The organism is Pseudomonas sp. WS 5079, from assembly GCF_012985465.1.
In the GTDB taxonomy this organism is placed as follows: domain Bacteria; phylum Pseudomonadota; class Gammaproteobacteria; order Pseudomonadales; family Pseudomonadaceae; genus Aquipseudomonas.
In genome coordinates this window covers 343,128-360,350 of sequence record NZ_JAAQWN010000004.1, presented here as the reverse complement: position 1 = coordinate 360,350, position 17,223 = coordinate 343,128, and the positions used below count along the sequence as shown (strand labels likewise).

Annotated in this window: 19 protein-coding genes; 17 read left to right on the top strand and 2 right to left on the bottom strand. The window is 63.3% G+C overall.

Going from position 1 to position 17,223, the window contains the following annotated elements; translation table 11 throughout:
* Positions 1-4: 4 nt before the first annotated feature.
* From HBO05_RS13225 to HBO05_RS13190, 8 genes are all read left to right on the top strand, one after another.
* Positions 5-2,215 (top strand): chemotaxis protein CheA, encoded by a 2,211-nt coding sequence (locus HBO05_RS13225; protein ID WP_172312851.1) that lies wholly within the window; start codon positions 5-7, stop codon positions 2,213-2,215.
* Positions 2,216-2,264: 49 nt separating this feature from the next.
* A complete protein-coding gene (locus tag HBO05_RS13220) occupies positions 2,265-3,386 on the top strand; it encodes a chemotaxis response regulator protein-glutamate methylesterase (protein WP_169955948.1) in 1,122 nt (373 codons plus the stop codon).
* Positions 3,386-4,126, top strand: coding sequence for a flagellar motor protein (locus HBO05_RS13215; protein WP_029292570.1), 741 nt, complete (start codon positions 3,386-3,388; stop codon positions 4,124-4,126). The genes HBO05_RS13220 and HBO05_RS13215 overlap by 1 nt, the downstream gene beginning before the upstream one ends.
* Positions 4,127-4,141: 15 nt before the next feature.
* Positions 4,142-5,029 (top strand): flagellar motor protein MotD, encoded by an 888-nt coding sequence (gene motD, locus HBO05_RS13210; protein WP_172312849.1) that lies wholly within the window; start codon positions 4,142-4,144, stop codon positions 5,027-5,029.
* A 51-nt stretch (positions 5,030-5,080) separates the two neighbouring features.
* Positions 5,081-5,869, top strand: coding sequence for a ParA family protein (locus HBO05_RS13205; RefSeq protein WP_172312847.1), 789 nt, complete (start codon positions 5,081-5,083; stop codon positions 5,867-5,869).
* A 138-nt stretch (positions 5,870-6,007) separates the two neighbouring features.
* Positions 6,008-6,808 carry a CheW domain-containing protein gene (locus HBO05_RS13200; RefSeq protein WP_169955952.1) on the top strand — a complete coding sequence of 267 codons (801 nt, stop codon included), beginning with the start codon at positions 6,008-6,010 and terminating at the stop codon, positions 6,806-6,808.
* Between the two features lie 75 nt (positions 6,809-6,883).
* Positions 6,884-7,369 carry a chemotaxis protein CheW gene (locus HBO05_RS13195; protein WP_029292578.1) on the top strand — a complete coding sequence of 162 codons (486 nt, stop codon included), beginning with the start codon at positions 6,884-6,886 and terminating at the stop codon, positions 7,367-7,369.
* A complete protein-coding gene (locus HBO05_RS13190; protein ID WP_169955954.1) occupies positions 7,370-7,762 on the top strand; it encodes a DUF2802 domain-containing protein in 393 nt (130 codons plus the stop codon).
* 404 nt (positions 7,763-8,166) lie between these two features.
* Here the strand turns inward: HBO05_RS13190 and HBO05_RS13185 are convergent, their stop codons facing one another.
* Both HBO05_RS13185 and HBO05_RS13180 read right to left on the bottom strand, forming a co-directional pair.
* The gene (locus tag HBO05_RS13185; protein ID WP_170056962.1) at positions 8,167-8,496 is read right to left on the bottom strand and encodes an EscU/YscU/HrcU family type III secretion system export apparatus switch protein; all 330 of its coding nucleotides are present in this window, start codon (positions 8,494-8,496) and stop codon (positions 8,167-8,169) included.
* Positions 8,493-10,064 (bottom strand): flagellar hook-length control protein FliK, encoded by a 1,572-nt coding sequence (locus HBO05_RS13180; RefSeq protein ID WP_172312845.1) that lies wholly within the window; start codon positions 10,062-10,064, stop codon positions 8,493-8,495. Before HBO05_RS13180 ends, HBO05_RS13185 begins: the two co-directional genes overlap by 4 nt.
* A gap of 197 nt (positions 10,065-10,261) precedes the next feature.
* On the opposite strand from HBO05_RS13180, the gene ccmA reads away from it, so the two are divergent.
* From ccmA to ccmI, 9 genes are all read left to right on the top strand, one after another.
* Positions 10,262-10,897, top strand: a complete 636-nt coding sequence (gene ccmA, locus HBO05_RS13175) for a cytochrome c biogenesis heme-transporting ATPase CcmA (protein WP_172312843.1) — start codon at positions 10,262-10,264, stop codon at positions 10,895-10,897.
* Positions 10,894-11,562: a heme exporter protein CcmB gene (gene ccmB / locus HBO05_RS13170; protein ID WP_029292588.1), complete on the top strand. Its 669-nt coding sequence runs from the start codon at positions 10,894-10,896 to the stop codon at positions 11,560-11,562. Before ccmA ends, ccmB begins: the two co-directional genes overlap by 4 nt.
* Before the next feature lie 85 nt (positions 11,563-11,647).
* Positions 11,648-12,403, top strand: a complete 756-nt coding sequence (locus HBO05_RS13165) for a heme ABC transporter permease (protein ID WP_057438825.1) — start codon at positions 11,648-11,650, stop codon at positions 12,401-12,403.
* Positions 12,400-12,576: a heme exporter protein CcmD gene (ccmD, locus tag HBO05_RS13160; protein WP_029292593.1), complete on the top strand. Its 177-nt coding sequence runs from the start codon at positions 12,400-12,402 to the stop codon at positions 12,574-12,576. The genes HBO05_RS13165 and ccmD overlap by 4 nt, the downstream gene beginning before the upstream one ends.
* The gene (gene ccmE / locus HBO05_RS13155; protein ID WP_169955959.1) at positions 12,573-13,028 is read left to right on the top strand and encodes a cytochrome c maturation protein CcmE; all 456 of its coding nucleotides are present in this window, start codon (positions 12,573-12,575) and stop codon (positions 13,026-13,028) included. The genes ccmD and ccmE overlap by 4 nt, the downstream gene beginning before the upstream one ends.
* A 3-nt stretch (positions 13,029-13,031) precedes the next feature.
* Positions 13,032-15,020, top strand: a complete 1,989-nt coding sequence (locus HBO05_RS13150; protein ID WP_170042623.1) for a heme lyase CcmF/NrfE family subunit — start codon at positions 13,032-13,034, stop codon at positions 15,018-15,020.
* On the top strand, positions 15,017-15,553 hold the full coding sequence (locus HBO05_RS13145; protein WP_169955962.1) for a DsbE family thiol:disulfide interchange protein: 537 nt from the start codon (positions 15,017-15,019) through the stop codon (positions 15,551-15,553). Before HBO05_RS13150 ends, HBO05_RS13145 begins: the two co-directional genes overlap by 4 nt.
* Positions 15,550-16,023 (top strand): cytochrome c-type biogenesis protein, encoded by a 474-nt coding sequence (locus HBO05_RS13140; RefSeq protein ID WP_170056964.1) that lies wholly within the window; start codon positions 15,550-15,552, stop codon positions 16,021-16,023. The genes HBO05_RS13145 and HBO05_RS13140 overlap by 4 nt, the downstream gene beginning before the upstream one ends.
* Positions 16,016-17,209 carry a c-type cytochrome biogenesis protein CcmI gene (gene ccmI / locus HBO05_RS13135; RefSeq protein WP_170042624.1) on the top strand — a complete coding sequence of 398 codons (1,194 nt, stop codon included), beginning with the start codon at positions 16,016-16,018 and terminating at the stop codon, positions 17,207-17,209. The genes HBO05_RS13140 and ccmI overlap by 8 nt, the downstream gene beginning before the upstream one ends.
* The last annotated feature ends 14 nt before the right edge of the window (positions 17,210-17,223 follow it).

The following is a 17,223-nucleotide window of genomic DNA, read 5'->3' as shown; positions in this document are numbered from 1 at the left end:
CAATATGAGCTTCGGCGCCGATGAAGAAATCCTTCAGGATTTCCTTGTAGAGGCCGGCGAAATTCTAGAGCAGTTGTCCGAGCAACTGGTCGAGCTGGAAAGCCGACCGGATGATGCGAACCTGCTCAATGCAATTTTTCGCGGTTTTCACACTGTAAAAGGGGGCGCCGGCTTCCTCCAGCTCCATGAGCTGGTGGAGTGCTGCCACATCGCCGAAAACGTGTTCGACATCCTGCGCAAGGGTGAGCGTCACGTTGATTCGGAATTGATGGACGTGATCCTCGAAGCCCTGGACGCGGTCAACGGCATGTTCAATGAAGTGCGCGAACGCGCACCGATTACGGCTGCCACCCCGGAACTGCTGGCCGCCCTGGCGCGCCTGGCAGAGCCTGCCGCTGTATCTGCCGCCCCGGTGGTTGAGGCGGCGCCTGAGCCGGTGGCTGAACCCGACGTTACCGACAGCGAATTCGAACAACTGCTGGACTCCCTCAATGCCGTCAAGGCCGAGGCACAAGCACCGGCAGCGGCTGCGCCGGCCATGGTGCCGACCAGCGAAGACATCACCGACGCCGAGTTCGAGTCATTGCTCGACCAGTTGCACGGCAAGGGCCAGTTCGCCCCGGACGCCGTGGCAGCCACACCGGCGCCTGTGGAGCCGGCAGCGCCAGCGGCCAGCACCGACATTACCGACGACGAATTTGAAGCACTGCTGGATCAGTTGCACGGCAAAGGCTCGTTTGCCGCCGATGCCCTGCCGGCAGTCGCTGCGGCGGTTGCACCTGCCGCTGCCACGCCTGCTGCTGCGGCACCGGCGGCGGATGGCCTGATCACCGACCATGAATTTGAATCCCTGCTCGACGAATTGCACGGCAAGGGCAAGTTCTCCGAAGTAGCGCCTGGCGCCGCAGCCACCGCGACCGCCACCGCAGCGGTGGCCAAGCCGGCACCCGCTGCCGCCAAGGCTGCTTCACCGGCTCCGGCCCGTGCCGCCGCCCCGGCGCCAGCCCGCGCGCCGGCAGCTGCCGAGAAAGCCCCGGCCAGTGAAGCCGAAACCACCGTGCGGGTCGATACCGCGCGCCTGGACGACATCATGAACATGGTCGGCGAACTGGTGCTGGTGCGTAACCGCCTGGTGCGCCTGGGCCTGAACAGCGGCGACGAAGCCATGCAAAAGGCCGTGTCGAACCTCGACGTGGTCACTGCCGATCTGCAGACCGCGGTGATGAAGACGCGCATGCAGCCGATCAAGAAGGTCTTCGGGCGCTTCCCGCGCCTGGTCCGTGACTTGGCCCGGCAGTTGAAGAAAGAGATCGCCCTGGAACTGGTGGGCGAAGAAACCGACCTCGACAAAAACCTTGTCGAGGCCCTGGCCGACCCGCTGGTCCACTTGGTGCGCAACGCGGTCGACCACGGTGTGGAAACCCCCGAAGAGCGCGAAGCCAGCGGCAAGCCGCGCCTGGGCAAAGTGATCCTGGCCGCCGAACAGGAAGGCGACCATATCCTGCTGTCGATCACCGATGACGGCAAAGGCATGGACTCCAATATCCTGCGCGGTATCGCGGTCAAGCGCGGCGTCATGGACAAGGACGCCGCCGACCGCCTCACCGACACTGAGTGCTACAACCTGATTTTTGCCCCGGGCTTCTCGACCAAGACCGAGATTTCCGACGTGTCCGGCCGTGGCGTGGGCATGGACGTGGTGAAGACCAAGATCAGCCAGCTCAACGGCTCGATCAATATCTACTCGACCAAGGGCCAGGGCTCGAAGATAGTCATCAAGGTGCCGTTGACCCTGGCGATCATGCCGACCCTGATGGTGATGCTGGGCAACCAGGCGTTCGCCTTCCCGCTGGTCAACGTCAACGAGATCTTCCACCTCGACCTGTCGCGCACCAATGTGGTCGATGGCCAGGAAGTGGTGATTGTGCGGGACAAGGCCCTGCCGCTGTTCTACCTCAAGCGTTGGCTGGTGGCGTCCGCCGCTCATGAAGAGCAGCGCGAAGGCCACGTGGTGATCCTGTCCGTGGGCACCCAGCGTATCGGCTTTGTCGTCGATCAACTGGTTGGCCAGGAAGAAGTGGTCATCAAGCCATTGGGCAAGATGCTGCAAGGAACGCCAGGCATGTCGGGTGCGACCATTACCGGTGACGGTCGGATCGCGCTGATTCTCGATGTTCCGAGCATGCTCAAGCGTTACGCCGCACGGCGTATTTGATTCGGCCCGGGCAGGGCGGTTGTCCCTCGCCCGGCCTAACGGAGTGGTTATGGTAGTCAAGGTTCTGGTGGTGGACGATTCGGGTTTCTTCCGCCGCCGCGTCTCGGAAATTCTTTCAGCGGATTCCAACATCCAGGTGGTCGGAACGGCCACCAACGGCAAAGAGGCGATTGATCAGGCCCTGGCATTGAAGCCGGACGTGATCACCATGGACTACGAGATGCCGATGATGGATGGCATCACTGCCGTGCGCCACATCATGCAGCGTTGCCCGACCCCGGTCTTGATGTTCTCGTCGCTGACCCACGAAGGCGCCCGGGTGACCCTCGACGCGCTGGACGCTGGCGCCGTGGACTTCCTGCCGAAGAATTTCGAAGACATCTCGCGCAACCCGGAAAAGGTCAAGCAGATGCTCTGCGAGAAGGTGCACAGCATCTCGCGCAGCAACCGCAGCAGCTTCCGCGCGCCGGTGGCTCCCGCCCCGGTAGCGGCGCCGGCACCGACCAGCAGCAGTTTCGGGCGCCCGGCCCCAGCCCCGGTGGCAAGGCCTGCCGTGGCCCCGGCGCGTACAGCGGCGCCGAGTCCGGCGTCGCCTGCGCCCAAGCGCAAGGCCTACAAACTGGTGGCGATCGGGACCTCCACCGGCGGCCCGGTGGCCTTGCAGCGGGTCTTGACCCAGTTGCCGGCCAACTTCCCCGCGCCCATCGTGCTCATCCAGCACATGCCCGCCGCATTCACCAAGGCCTTTGCCGAGCGCCTGGACAAGCTGTGCCGCATCAGCGTCAAGGAAGCCGAAGACGGCGACATTCTGCGTCCGGGCCTGGCGTTGCTGGCCCCAGGTGGCAAGCAAATGATGGTCGACGGTCGCGGCGCGGTGAAAATCCTGCCGGGTGACGAGCGTCTGAACTACAAGCCGTGCGTGGATATCACCTTCGGTTCGGCGGCCAAGTCCTACGGCGACAAAGTTCTGGCGGTGGTCCTCACCGGCATGGGCGCCGACGGTCGCGAAGGCGCACGCCTGCTCAAGCAGGGCGGCAGCTCGATCTGGGCCCAGGATGAAGCCAGCTGCGTGATCTATGGCATGCCCATGGCCATCGTCAAGGCCGACCTGGCCGACGCGGTCTACAGCCTGGATGACATCGGCAAGCACCTGGTGGAGGCCTGTCACTGATGGATGTGTTGAGCCTGGTTGGGATTCTTCTGGCGTTTGTCGCCATTATTGGCGGCAACTACCTGGAAGGCGGCCATCTTGGCGCCCTGGCCAACGGCCCGGCAGCGTTGATCGTGATCGGCGGCACCGTCGGCGCGGCGCTGTTGCAATCGCCCCTGAGCTCGTTCAAGCGGGCGATGCAGATCCTGGTGTGGATCATTTTCCCGCCGCGCGTGGATTTGGCCGGCGGCATCGACCGCGTGGTCAACTGGAGCCTAACCGCGCGCAAGGAAGGCTTGCTGGGCCTTGAAGGCGTGGCCGATGCCGAGCCCGACAGCTACGCGCGCAAAGGCCTGCAACTGCTGGTCGACGGCGCGGAGCCGGAAGCCATCCGCAGCATCCTTGAAGTGGACTTCTACACCCAGGAAAGCCGTGATATCAACGCGGCCAAAGTCTTTGAAAGTATGGGTGGCTACGCGCCGACCATCGGCATCATCGGTGCGGTGATGGGCTTGATCCATGTGATGGGCAACCTGGCCGACCCTTCGCAATTGGGCAGCGGCATCGCTGTGGCGTTCGTCGCCACCATCTATGGCGTGGCCAGTGCCAACCTGTTGCTGCTACCGATTGCCAGCAAGCTCAAATCCATTGCCATGCGCCAGTCCCGTTACCGGGAAATGCTGCTCGAAGGCATCCTGTCGATTGCCGAGGGCGAGAACCCGCGGTCCATCGAATTGAAGCTCCAGGGCTTCATGGATTGATGGGGGGTATTGCCTGTGAGCCGTCGCCGCCGCGAGCCTGAAGAGCACGTCAACCATGAACGCTGGCTGGTGTCCTACGCCGACTTCATCACCTTGCTGTTCGCCTTTTTCGTGGTGATGTACTCCATTTCCTCGATCAACGAAGGCAAGTACAAGGTCATCTCCGAAGCCCTGGTAGGGGTATTTACCGATTCGGACCGGGCGCTCAAGCCAATCCCCATTGGCGACGAGCGGCCCAAGACCACCACCCCGGCCAAACCGTTGGTCAAGGACAGCGACGAGACTGACGCCGGCATCAGTGGCGGCAGCGACCCGCTCAAGAGCATCGCCGACGATATCAGCGCGGCGTTTGGCGACCTGATCAGCTCCAACCAGATGACCATTCGTGGCAACGAGCTGTGGGTGGAGATCGAGCTCAATTCCAGCCTGCTGTTCGCCAGCGCCGATGCTATCCCCAGCGACATAGCCTTCAGCATCATCGACAAGGTGGCGGCCATCTTGAAGCCCTTCGACAACCCGATCCACGTCGAAGGCTTTACCGATGACCAGCCGATTCATACCGCGCAATTTCCCACCAATTGGGAGTTGTCGTCGGCGCGATCGGCGAGCATCGTGCGCATGCTGGCCATGCAGGGGGTCAACCCTGGGCGCCTGGCGTCGGTGGGCTATGGCGAATTCCAGCCGGTGGCCAATAATGCGACGGCCGAAGGCCGCGCGCGCAATCGGCGGGTGGTGTTGGTGGTGTCGCGCAACCTCGATGTGCGGCGCAGCCTGACCGCCACCGGTGCGGCCAATGCACAACCTGATGCAGCAATGAAGCGGGCTGGCACACAAACTGCACCGACGCCCGTAAAGCCGCCGGAACGCGGGAGTGCCGTCAATTCTCCGTCACCGGCTCTATAACCTCGTGCTATTTCTCGGTCGAGCCAGTGCCTGCCGGGAGGAACAATCCGAATGAGAGTCTGGGCAGTTGCCAATCAAAAAGGTGGGGTCGGCAAGACCACCACCTCCATCGCCTTAGCCGGCCTGCTGGCCGAGGCGGGCAAGCGCGTGGTCATTGTCGACCTGGATCCCCACGGCTCGATGACCAGTTATTTCGGCTACGACCCGGATGCGCTGGAACACAGCTGCTTCGACCTGTTCCTGCACAAGGGCAGCGTCCCCACAGGCTTGCCCGGGCAACTGCTGTTGCCCACCAGCAACGAGAAGATTTCCCTGTTGCCCTCCAGCACCGCCCTGGCCACCCTCGAGCGCCAGTCGCCGGGGAAGAGTGGCCTGGGCCTGGTGATCGCCAAGAGCCTGGCGCAACTGTGGCAGGACTTCGACTACGCCATCATCGACAGCCCGCCATTGCTCGGCGTGCTGATGGTCAATGCCCTGGCGGCCAGCCAGCAACTGGTGATCCCGGTGCAAACCGAGCACTTGGCGGTCAAGGGCCTGGAGCGCATGGTCAGCACCCTGACCATGATCAACCGTTCGCGCAAACAGGCGTTGCCGTTCAGCATCGTGCCGACCCTGTTTGACCGTCGCACCCAGGCCTCCCTCGGCACCCTGCGCGTACTGCGCGATGCCTACCCCGAAACCATCTGGCAAGGCTATATCCCGGTGGACACGCGCCTGCGTGACGCCAGCCGCGCCGGCTTGGCGCCCTCGCAATTCGATGGCAAGAGCCGTGGCGTGCTGGCGTACCGCGCCTTGCTCAAGCATCTGCTGGCCCAGCAACTTGTGGCGCAGGTGGCGTGAAATGACCAACTCTCTAGTTGCGTGGCTTGCCTGCGATGGGTTTTGCCTGATCTCACGGACTTTTGATTCAAGTCCGCGTGCGGGCAGGCCGATAACCTTTGAATACACGGTCAACGGTGCGTGCGCGTGGGCATACAGATGAGTCGTCCTGTCGATATCAAGACCCGGCCGCAACTGGCGCTGCAGTCCTACCTGGATGCACTGCTGCAGGATGCGACCGAGGAGCTGCTGCCCGAGCCGATCCTGGTGCTGGATGAAGTGCTGGCGGTGCCTGTGGTCGAGGCTGAAGCCAGCCTGGATGAGTTTCAACTGGCGGTCCTCGAAGAGCAGGCCCGTGATGCGTTGGTGGTGCCGGTCGTTGCCCCGGTCGTGCAAGCGCCTGCACCCTTGGCGCTGGTGCCGCCGGTGGCCGAAGTGCATCGACCGCCGAGCATTACCCCGCCACCGGTGGAAACCGATGGCCGGCCAGCGTGGGCGGCCGAGTCGTTCGAATGCCTGCTGTTCGATGTGGCCGGGTTGACGCTTGCGGTGCCGTTGGTGTGCCTGGGGTCGATCTACTCCCTGGAGGGCCAGGAATTGACGCCGTTGTTCGGCCAGCCGGAGTGGTTCCTCGGGATCCTGCCGAGCCAGGCCGGCAACCTCAAAGTGCTGGATACCGCGCGCTGGGTGATGCCCGACCGCTATCGCGATGATTTTCGCCAGGGCCTGCAATACGTGATCTCGGTGCAGGGCTACGAATGGGGGCTGGCGGTGCATCAAGTCAGCCGTTCGCTGCGCCTGGACCCCAACGAAATCAAATGGCGCAGCCACCGTGGCCAGCGGCCATGGCTGGCGGGCACCGTGATCGAACACATGTGCGCGCTGCTGGATGTCGCCGAATTGGCGGAGCTGATTGCCAGCGGTGCGGTAAAAGATCTGCCAGGTAACAAACGTACTTGATAAGAGGCGCAGCGCCACGGTGCTGCCAAAGAAGAACACACGCCGTTATCAACGGTATTTGAAGGGGTCAGGGGTATGAACAAGTCGTCAGCGTCCGCACAGGGTTTGGATGATCCGATTCTGCAATGGGTGACCTTCAAGCTGGACAACGAGTCCTACGGCATCAACGTGATGCGCGTGCAGGAAGTGCTGCGCTACACCGAAATCGCGCCAGTGCCGGGTGCGCCGAGCTACGTGCTGGGCATCATCAACCTGCGCGGCAACGTCGTGACCGTGATCGACACCCGCCAGCGCTTTGGCCTGATGCCGACTGAAGTCAACGACAACACGCGGATCGTCATCATCGAGGCCGACAAGCAAGTGGTCGGGATCATGGTCGACAGCGTGGCCGAGGTGGTTTACCTGCGCCAGTCGGAAGTCGAGACGGCGCCGAATGTCGGCAACGAAGAATCGGCCAAGTTTATCCAGGGCGTGTGCAACAAGAACGGCGAGCTGCTGATTCTGGTTGAGCTGGACAAGATGATGAGTGAAGAAGAGTGGTCGGACCTGGAGAACATCTGATTGATGCTTGAGGTAGCGGTAATCGTCCTGGCCCTGCTGTGGGTCGGGACCGTGGTGGTGCTGTTGCGCCATATGCGCCAGCAACGCGAATCGGCCCTGCAACAGGCCGAGCGCGACGCCGTGCGCGACCAGCGCCTGCGCGAGATGGCCAAGCGCGTGGACAACTACCAGCAAAGCGCGGTGCGGGTAGGGGAGGACGTGCACGAACTGCGCTCGATCGTTGCCCCCTTGCCCGACAAGTTGTCGGCGCTGGAACAGCGCGACCCGGCCAACCTGTCCTTTGCCCAGGCGGCCAAGCTGGTGGGCATGGGCGCCACGGTGGACGAACTGACCCAATCCTGCGGCCTGACCCAGGCCGAGGCACAGTTGATGAGCAAATTGCACAAAAGCTGAGCCTGTACCGATTCAAATGTGGGAGCGGGCTTGCTCGCGAAAGCGGTGGATCAGTCAATACATATACCGACTGACCCGCCGCCATCGCTGGCAAGCCAGCTCCTACACTTGTTTTTTGTCGCCCCGCTGCCAGTGCCCACCGCAATTCCCATGTGGGAGCGGGCTTGCCCGCGATAGCGGTGTGTCAGCCAAGGCAGTAGCGACTGGTCCACCGTTATCGCAGGCAAGCCAGCTCCTACACTTATTTTTTGTCGTCCCCACTGCCAGCGTCTGGCGCAGTTCCCATGTAGGAGCGGGCTTGCCCGCGATGGCGGTGTGTCAGCCAATACATGTACCGACTGACCCACCGCTTTCGCGAGCAAGCCCGCTCCCACATTTTTTGATCTGTGTGCATCCCTGAAACGTCAGTAATCATCCCCGCGCGCCGTCACATCCCGCTCCACCGGCTCGGCATTGGGGTCATACCCCGCCGGGAATTTGCCTTTGAGCGTCCAGGCAAACGCAATAATCTCGGCGATGGTGCGGTACAACTCTTCGGGGATGCTGTCGCCCAGTTCCATGCGCGCCAGTAATTTCACCAGTTCGGCATTTTCATAAATCGGGACTTCATGTTCCCGCGCCAATTTCAGGATGGCTTCGGCCAGGGCGTCGTCACCTTTGGCGGTCAGGGCGGGGGCGGCTTTGCCGTCGTATTTGAGGGCGATGGCCTGGCGCGGTGGGTTGGGGCTCTTCATGCGGTTTCATCCACCCAGCGTTGTTCCAGCCCGGTCTTCGGCCCACGGGGTGGGGTGCCGAGGTGGCAGTCGAGGTCGCCGACGTTGAGGCCCGATGACACCAGGCGTTCGCGCAGGCTGCCCAGGTGGCTTTCGATCAGGCTGGCGGTGAACGGGCGGGTGGCCCACAACTGGCTGGACAGTTTGCCCTGGCTCAGTTGCGCCTGGACCTGCAACGGGCCCAGGGGCTCCATGTCGAAGGCCAGCTCCACGCGCCACAGCATCTTTTTCGCATCGCGTTCGATCTTGCGCTCCGGCTCGTCCTTGTCCGGCGGCGGTTCTTCGCGCTGGAACTTGACCTGCAGCGGCACGATGTCTTGCAAGGTGCGCATGGGGATTTCCAGTTGCCAGGTGGTTTGCAGGCGGCCATCGGCGGTGGTGCCGCTTTGTTCCAGGCTCGACAGTTGATGGCTCTGCAAGCGTGAGATGGCGCCGGCGGCCAGGCGCAACAGGTTTTCCAGGCTGTTTTCACCGTCCAGGCGCTGCAGCAGCCGCTCCGGCAACGGGAAGCCGCCCGGCGCGGTGCGGGCGCCCACTTGGCCGAGGGTGCCCAGCGGGCTGCGGACAAAACTGGGCAGCATCTGCGCCAGGGTATTGGCGGCCAGGATTGCATTGAGGTTGGTGCTGGCGGGCAGGGCGGGTAGCAATTCGTTGACCAGGCGCAGCAGGCTGCCCTTCATATCCAGCGGCGGCACTTGCGGGTTTTGCCCGGCCAGCAGCTTGGCTTCGAGGAATACGCCGCTGTTGTACAGCAGTTGTGCCAGCACCTTGGGATTGCTGACCTGTGCCACATCCGGCAGCCCGGCCTGCAAGCGGTCGACGGCGGCGCGCAACGGCGCCGAGGTGTCATCGGGCAGGTTCTTCAAGGCATTGAGCAGGCCCTCCAGCGAGCCCTGGCGGCTTTGCTGGGCGGCCAGTTGCTGGCTGACCGCCAGTTGATCGCGCAGCCCGCTCAGGGGCACGAAATCCAGGGTCTGCGCGCCTTGCACCACGGCACTCAACAAGCTGGCGACGCGTAGCGGCTGCGGGCTTTCCAGAGTCAGGGTGGTGCCACTCAGGGCGCTGTTGAGCACCGACACCAGCGAGCGGTACAGCGCCGGCTGCCCGGCGCCCTGGGGTAGCATCTGCGAGGTCAGCACCTTGGCTTGCAGCAAGCTGCCCACCGGCAATTGAGTGGTGTCGATGCGGGTCAGGGCCGCGACATTGGCGCTGAGCGCCTGTTGCAGGCTGATCGCCAGGTCGCCCGACGCCGTCTGGCTCACCGCCACGTTGCTGCCCAGGGGCAGCGGCTGGCTGCTGGCGGCCTGCACCAGGGTTTGCCGGCCACCTTTGAGGGTCAGCTTGAGCAATAGCTGAAAGGCTTCACCGCCTTGCTTGAGCGCCAGCACCTCGGCGTTCACGGTTTTTCCGGCGTCGATCAACCCTGCCTGAGGCTCCAGCAGTTTCAGCAGTTCACCCACCGCAGGCGCAGGCCTGGGCCCGGTGGCCGGGGCTGGGGGCAGGGTTGGAAGGTTGATGTCACCGGTCATCGTGGCCGCCGTCTCAAGGAAATTGCCCTCTTTAGAGTAGGGCATCGCATGTATAATGCCGCCGGTCTGCAAAGAGCGTGTCAAAAACATCACAACTGATTGATCCAGCTCTCTAAAACAGGCCGCCAATGCAGTTATTGTGCATCTCTTTAACGGCCGTTCCGCCGCCGACTTGAACCGTAAAGGCCCGCGATCTTGTGACCAGTCCACTACTTGAAGCCGTTGCGCTTGCCTGTGAGCGAGACCTGCGGATGCTGTTCGAACACCTCGAACTGCGTCTGGCGGGCGGCGATATGGTGCAGATCAGTGGGCCCAACGGCAGCGGCAAGACCAGTTTGCTGCGCCTGCTGGCCGGGTTGATGCAGCCGACGGCAGGCCAGGTGCGCCTCAACGGCAAGCCGCTGCACGAACAACGCACGGAGCTGGCGCGCAACCTGGTGTGGATCGGCCACGCCGCCGGGATCAAGGATGTGCTGACGGCCGAAGAAAACCTCAGTTGGCTCAGCGCCCTGCATCATCCGGCCCCGCGCGCATCTATCTGGCAGGCCCTGGCCGCCGTGGGCCTCAAGGGTTTCGAAGACGTCCCCTGCCATACCCTGTCAGCCGGCCAGCAGCGCCGGGTGGCCCTGGCCCGCCTGTATCTGGAGGGCCCGCCGCTGTGGATCCTCGACGAACCCTTCACCGCCCTCGACAAACAGGGCGTGGAGCAACTCGAAGAACACCTGGCCCGGCATTGCGAGCAAGGCGGCATGGTGGTCCTCACCACCCACCACACCTTGACCCGTATGCCCACAGGTTACCGCGACCTGGACCTGGGCCGGTGGTCGGTATGAGTGTGTTTGCCCTATTGGTCGCCCGAGAAGCCCGCTTGCTGTGTCGCCGCCCGGCTGAGTTGGCCAACCCGCTGGTGTTCTTCGCGATTGTCATCGCGTTGTTCCCTTTGGCGGTCGGCCCCGAGACTAAACTGTTGCAAACCTTGTCTCCGGGACTGGTGTGGGTCGCGGCCCTTTTGTCCGTCCTGCTCTCGCTGGACGGGCTGTTTCGCAGTGATTTCGAAGATGGTTCCCTTGAACAGTGGGTCCTTTCGTCGCACCCCCTGCCTCTTCTGGTACTGGCCAAGGTACTGGCACACTGGGCCTTCTCCGGCCTGGCGCTGGTCCTGCTCGCGCCGCTGCTGGCGATGATGTTGGGACTGCCTTCCGAATGCCTGCCGGTATTGCTGGCCTCGTTGTTGCTTGGCACCCCGGTGCTGAGCCTGCTGGGGGCGGTGGGTGCGGCACTGACCGTGGGCCTGAAACGTGGGGGGCTGTTGCTGGCCTTGCTGATTTTGCCTTTGTATATCCCGGTGTTGATCCTGGGCAGCGGCGCCTTGCAGGCCGCGCTCATGGGAATGCCGGCGACCGGTTACCTCTTGTGGCTTGGCAGCCTGACCGCCCTGGCGGTAACCCTGACACCCTTTGCTATAGCGGCCGGCCTGAAAATCAGCGTCGGCGAATAATGAGGTCTGACCCGGTGTTTTCACTGCGTCAGTAAAGACCCTAAGCTTCTTGCAACGACAAGAAGCAACCGTGATGGAAACAGCAATGAACTGGACCTGGTTTCACAAGCTCGGCTCGCCCAAGTGGTTCTATGGCATCAGCGGCAAAATGCTGCCCTGGCTCGCCGTCGCCGCCTTCCTGCTGATCGGTATCGGCCTGGTCTGGGGCCTGGCCTTCGCTCCGCCCGATTACCAGCAGGGCAACAGCTTTCGCATCATCTATATCCACGTGCCCGCCGCGCTGCTGGCCCAGTCCTGCTACGTGATGCTCGCGGTGTGCGGCATTGTCGGGCTGGTGTGGAAGATGAAGCTGGCCGACGTCGCCCTGCAATGCGCGGCGCCCATCGGTGCGTGGATGACGGCGGTTGCACTGCTGACCGGGGCGATCTGGGGCAAGCCGACCTGGGGCTCGTGGTGGGTCTGGGATGCGCGACTAACGTCCATGTTGATCCTGCTGTTTCTGTACTTCGGGCTGATTGCCCTGGGCAACGCGATCAGCAATCGTGACAGCGCGGCCAAGGCCTGCGCGGTGCTGGCGATTGTCGGCGTGATCAATATCCCGATCATCAAGTATTCGGTGGAGTGGTGGAACACCCTGCACCAAGGCGCCACCTTCACCCTCACCGAAAAGCCGGCGATGCCCGTGGAAATGTGGGCGCCGCTGCTGCTGATGGTCCTGGGCTTCTACTGCTTCTTCGGCGCGGTGCTGCTGATGCGCATGCGCCTCGAAGTGCTCAAGCGTGAAGCTCGCACCAGTTGGGTCAAGGTCGAAGTGCAAAACAGCCTGGGAGCCCGTGGATGAGTTTCGCCTCTTTCAGTGATTTTCTCGCCATGGGCCACCACGGCCTGTACGTCTGGACCGCCTATGGCATCAGCCTGGCCGTCCTGGCCCTCAACGTCGTTGCGCCGATCCTGGCCCGCAAGCGTTACCTGCAACAAGAGGCGCGTCGTCTGCGCCGGGAGACCGATAAGTGAATCCGCTGCGTAGAAAGCGTCTGTTGATCATCCTTGCCATCCTGGTGGGCGTCGGCATTGCCGTGGGCCTGGCCTTGAGCGCCCTGCAGCAGAACATCAACCTGTTCTATACCCCGACCCAGATCGCCAATGGCGAAGCGCCGCAAGACACGCGGATCCGCGCCGGTGGCATGGTCGAGGCCGGCTCCCTGAAGCGCTCCGGCGACTCCCTGGACGTGACCTTCGTGGTCACCGACTTCAACAAATCCGTGACCATCTCCTACCGCGGCATCCTCCCGGACCTGTTTCGCGAAGGGCAGGGCATAGTGGCCCTGGGCAAGATCAACGCCCAGGGCGTGGTGGTGGCCGATGAAGTGCTGGCCAAGCACGATGAAAAATACATGCCGCCGGAAGTGACCAAGGCCCTCAAAGACAGCGGCCAATCCGCGCCAACCCCAGCCAAGGAGGGTTAAGCGATGACCTCTACATTGTTTATTCCCGAGTTGGGCCAGTTGGCGATGATCCTCGCCCTGTGCTTTGCCATCGTCCAGGCCGTCGTCCCGCTGCTGGGCGCCTGGCGCGGCGACCGGCTGTGGATGAGCCTGGCGCAACCCGCCGCCTGGGGCCAGTTCGCGTTCCTGGCGTTCGCCTTCGGTTGCCTGACCTATGCCTTCATGACCGACGACTTTTCCGTCGCCTATGTGGCCAGTAACTCCAACAGCGCCTTGCCCTGGTACTACAAGTTCAGCGCCGTGTGGGGTGCCCACGAAGGCTCCCTGCTGTTGTGGGCGCTGATCCTCGGCGGCTGGACCTTTGCCGTGTCGGTGTTCTCCCGGCAGTTGCCGCAAGTCATGCTGGCGCGGGTGCTGGCGGTGATGGGCATGATCAGCATCGGCTTTTTGCTGTTCCTGATCATGACCTCCAACCCGTTCGAGCGGATCCTGCCGCAGATTCCCATGGACGGTCGCGACCTCAACCCGTTGCTGCAGGATATCGGCCTGATCGTCCACCCGCCGATGCTCTACATGGGCTATGTGGGCTTCTCCGTGGCCTTCGCCTTTGCCATCGCCGCCTTGCTCGGCGGGCGCCTCGACGCGGCCTGGGCGCGCTGGTCGCGGCCCTGGACCATCGTCGCCTGGGCCTTCCTCGGCATCGGCATCACCCTGGGCTCGTGGTGGGCGTATTACGAACTTGGCTGGGGCGGCTGGTGGTTCTGGGACCCGGTGGAAAACGCCTCCTTCATGCCCTGGCTGGTGGGCACGGCACTGATCCACTCCCTGGCCGTCACCGAAAAACGCGGCGTGTTCAAGAGCTGGACCGTGTTGCTGGCCATTGCCGCCTTCTCCCTGAGCCTGCTGGGCACGTTCCTCGTGCGTTCCGGCGTGCTGACCTCGGTGCACGCATTCGCTGCCGACCCTGAGCGCGGCGTGTTTATCCTGATCTTCCTGCTCTGCGTGGTGGGCGGCTCGCTGACCCTGTTCGCCCTGCGCGCACCGGTGGTCAAGAGCCACGTGGGCTTCAACCTGTGGTCGCGGGAAACCCTGCTGCTGGGCAACAACCTGGTGCTGATCGTTGCTGCCTCGATGATCCTGCTGGGTACCCTGTACCCGCTGGTACTCGATGCCCTGACCGGCGCCAAGCTGTCGGTCGGCCCGCCGTACTTCAACGCATTGTTCATCCCGCTGATGGGCCTGTTGATGGTGGTGATGGCCATTGGCGTGCTGGTGCGCTGGAAAGACACCCCGGTCAAATGGCTGCTGGGCATGCTGATCCCAGTGCTGCTGGGCAGTGCCGCCTTGTCGGTAATTGCCGGGATTGCCTACGGCGACTTCAACTGGGCAGTGCTCGCCACCTTCATGCTCGCGGCCTGGGTGTTGCTGGCCGGCGTGCGCGATATCTTCGACAAGACCCGGCACAAGGGCCTGATCAAGGGCCTGCCAACCCTGACCCGCAGTTACTGGGGCATGCAGATTGCCCACATCGGTATCGCCGTGTGCGCCCTGGGCGTGGTGTTGTCCAGCCAGAACAGCGCCGAGCGCGACCTGCGCCTGGCCCCTGGCGAGTCCATGGACCTGGCCGGCTACCAGTTCGTCTTTGAAGGCGCCAAGCACTTCGAAGGGCCGAATTTCACCTCCGACAAAGGCACCGTGCGTGTGCTGCGCAACGGCAAGCAGGTTTCCGTGCTGCACCCGGAAAAACGCCTGTACACCGTACAAAGCTCGATGATGACCGAAGCCGGGATCGACGCCGGGTTCACCCGTGACCTGTATGTGGCCCTGGGCGAACCCCTGGGCGAGGGCGCCTGGGCCGTGCGGGTCCACGTCAAGCCGTTTGTGCGCTGGATCTGGTTCGGCGGCCTGCTGACCGGTTTTGGCGGGTTGCTGGCAGCGATGGACCGGCGTTACCGGGTCAAGGTCAAGAGCCGGGTGCGTGAAGCCCTCGGCATGCAGGGAGCAGCGGTATGAAGCGTTGGTTGATGGTATTGCCGCTGGCGCTGTTTCTGCTGGTCGCGGTGTTTTTGTATCGTGGCCTGTACCTGGACCCGGCCGAGCTGCCGTCGGCGATGATCGGCAAGCCGTTCCCGGCGTTCTCGCTGCCTACGGTGCAGGGTGATAAAACCCTGACCCAGGCCGACCTGATCGGCAAGCCGGCCCTGGTCAACGTGTGGGCCACCTGGTGCATCTCGTGCCGCGTGGAACATCCGGTGCTCAACAAGCTGGCCGAGAACGGCGTGGTGATCTACGGCATCAACTACAAGGACGACAATGCGGCGGCCCTGAAGTGGCTCGCGGAGTTCCACAACCCGTACCAGTTGGACGTGCGTGATGAAGACGGCAACCTGGGCCTGAACCTCGGCGTCTACGGTGCCCCGGAAACCTTCTTTATCGACGCCAAGGGTGTGATCCGCGACAAGTTTGTCGGAGTGATCGACGAAGTGGTCTGGCGCGAACAACTGGCGGCCAAGTACCAGGCCCTGGTGGATGAGGCCAAGCCATGAAGCGCTGGTTGACCGCCGCAGTACTGGCCCTGGGCCTGGTGGGCGTGGCCCATGCCGCCATCGACACCTATGAATTTGCCCGCGATGGCGACCGCGAGCGTTTTCGCGAGCTGACCAAGGAACTGCGCTGCCCCAAGTGCCAGAACCAGGACATCGCCGATTCCAACGCGCCGATTGCCGCCGACCTGCGCAAGGAAATCTTCCGCATGCTGGGCGAGGGCAAGGACAACCAGCAGATCATCGACTTCATGGTCGATCGCTACGGTGATTTTGTCCGCTACAAGCCGGCGCTGACCGGCAAGACCGCCTTGCTCTGGTTTGGCCCCGCCGTCCTGTTGCTGGGTGGCCTGGTGGTCATGGCCGTGATCGTCCGCCGTCGCCGTGCGGCGCCTACCGATGGTTCTGATGCGCTATCTGCCCAAGAGCGCCAACGCCTCGACCAACTGCTGGACAAAAAAACTGATGATTGATTTCTGGCTCGCAGCTGGCCTGCTGCTCCTGGTTGCCTTGAGTTTCCTGCTGATCCCGGTGTTGCGCGTACGTCGCGCCCAGCGTGAAGAAGACCGCACCGCGCTGAACGTCGCGCTGTATCAGGAACGTGTCGCCGAACTGCAAACCCAACAAAGCGAAGGCGTGCTCAACGCCGCGCAGCTTGATACCGGCCGCGCCGAAGCCGCCCGTGAATTGCTGGCCGATACCGAAGGCGTGGAAAAGCCCCGCGAATCGCGCCTGGGCAAGCCGCTGCCGTTACTGGCCGCGGTGCTGGTGCCGGTGTTGGGCCTGGGGCTGTACCTGCATTACGGCGCCATCGACAAGGTTGAACTGACCCGCGAATTCGCCCAGCCGCCGGTGTCCCTTGCCGACATGACCCAGCGCCTGGAACGGGCGGCGGCAGCGCAACCGGATTCGGCCGAGGGCCTGTACTTCCTGGGGCGCGCCTACATGGCCCAGGACCGCTCGGCGGATGCGGCCAAGGTCTTCGAGCGCGCCGTGGCCCTGGCTGGCCGCCAGCCGGAATTGCTCGGGCAGTGGGCCCAGGCGCAGTACTTTGCCAACAACAAACAATGGTCGCCGCAGCTTCAGGCCTTGACCGACGAAGCGCTGAAGCTCGATCCGAAAGAAGTCACCAGCCTCGGCCTGCTGGGCATCGCCGCCTTTGAAGGGCAGCGTTACCAGGAAGCTATCGACTACTGGAATCGTCTGTTGGCCTTGTTGCCGGAGAAAGACAACTCCCGCGCAGCGCTGCAAGGCGGCATCGACCGTGCGGCCGAGAAGTTGAAAGAGGGCGGCGCTGCCGTCGCGCCAACGGCCAAGACCGCCGTGATGAAAGTGCGCGTGGACCTGGCGGCCGACGTCAAAGCCCGCGCCCTGCCGACTGACAGCGTATTCATCTTCGCCCGCGCCGTTTCAGGCCCGCCGGCGCCACTGGCCGCCAAGCGCGTGACCGTGGCCGACCTGCCGGTGACCGTCGAACTGGGCGATGCCGATGCGATGATGCCGCAGTTGAAACTGTCCAACTTTCCCGAAGTCCAACTGGTTGCGCGCATCTCACGGGCCGGTCAACCGACTGCCGGCGAGTGGATCGGCCGCAGTCAACCCCTGGCCAGCAGCACCACCGCGACCCAGCAGTTGACCATCGACAGTCCGGATAAATAATTTCGAGGAAATCC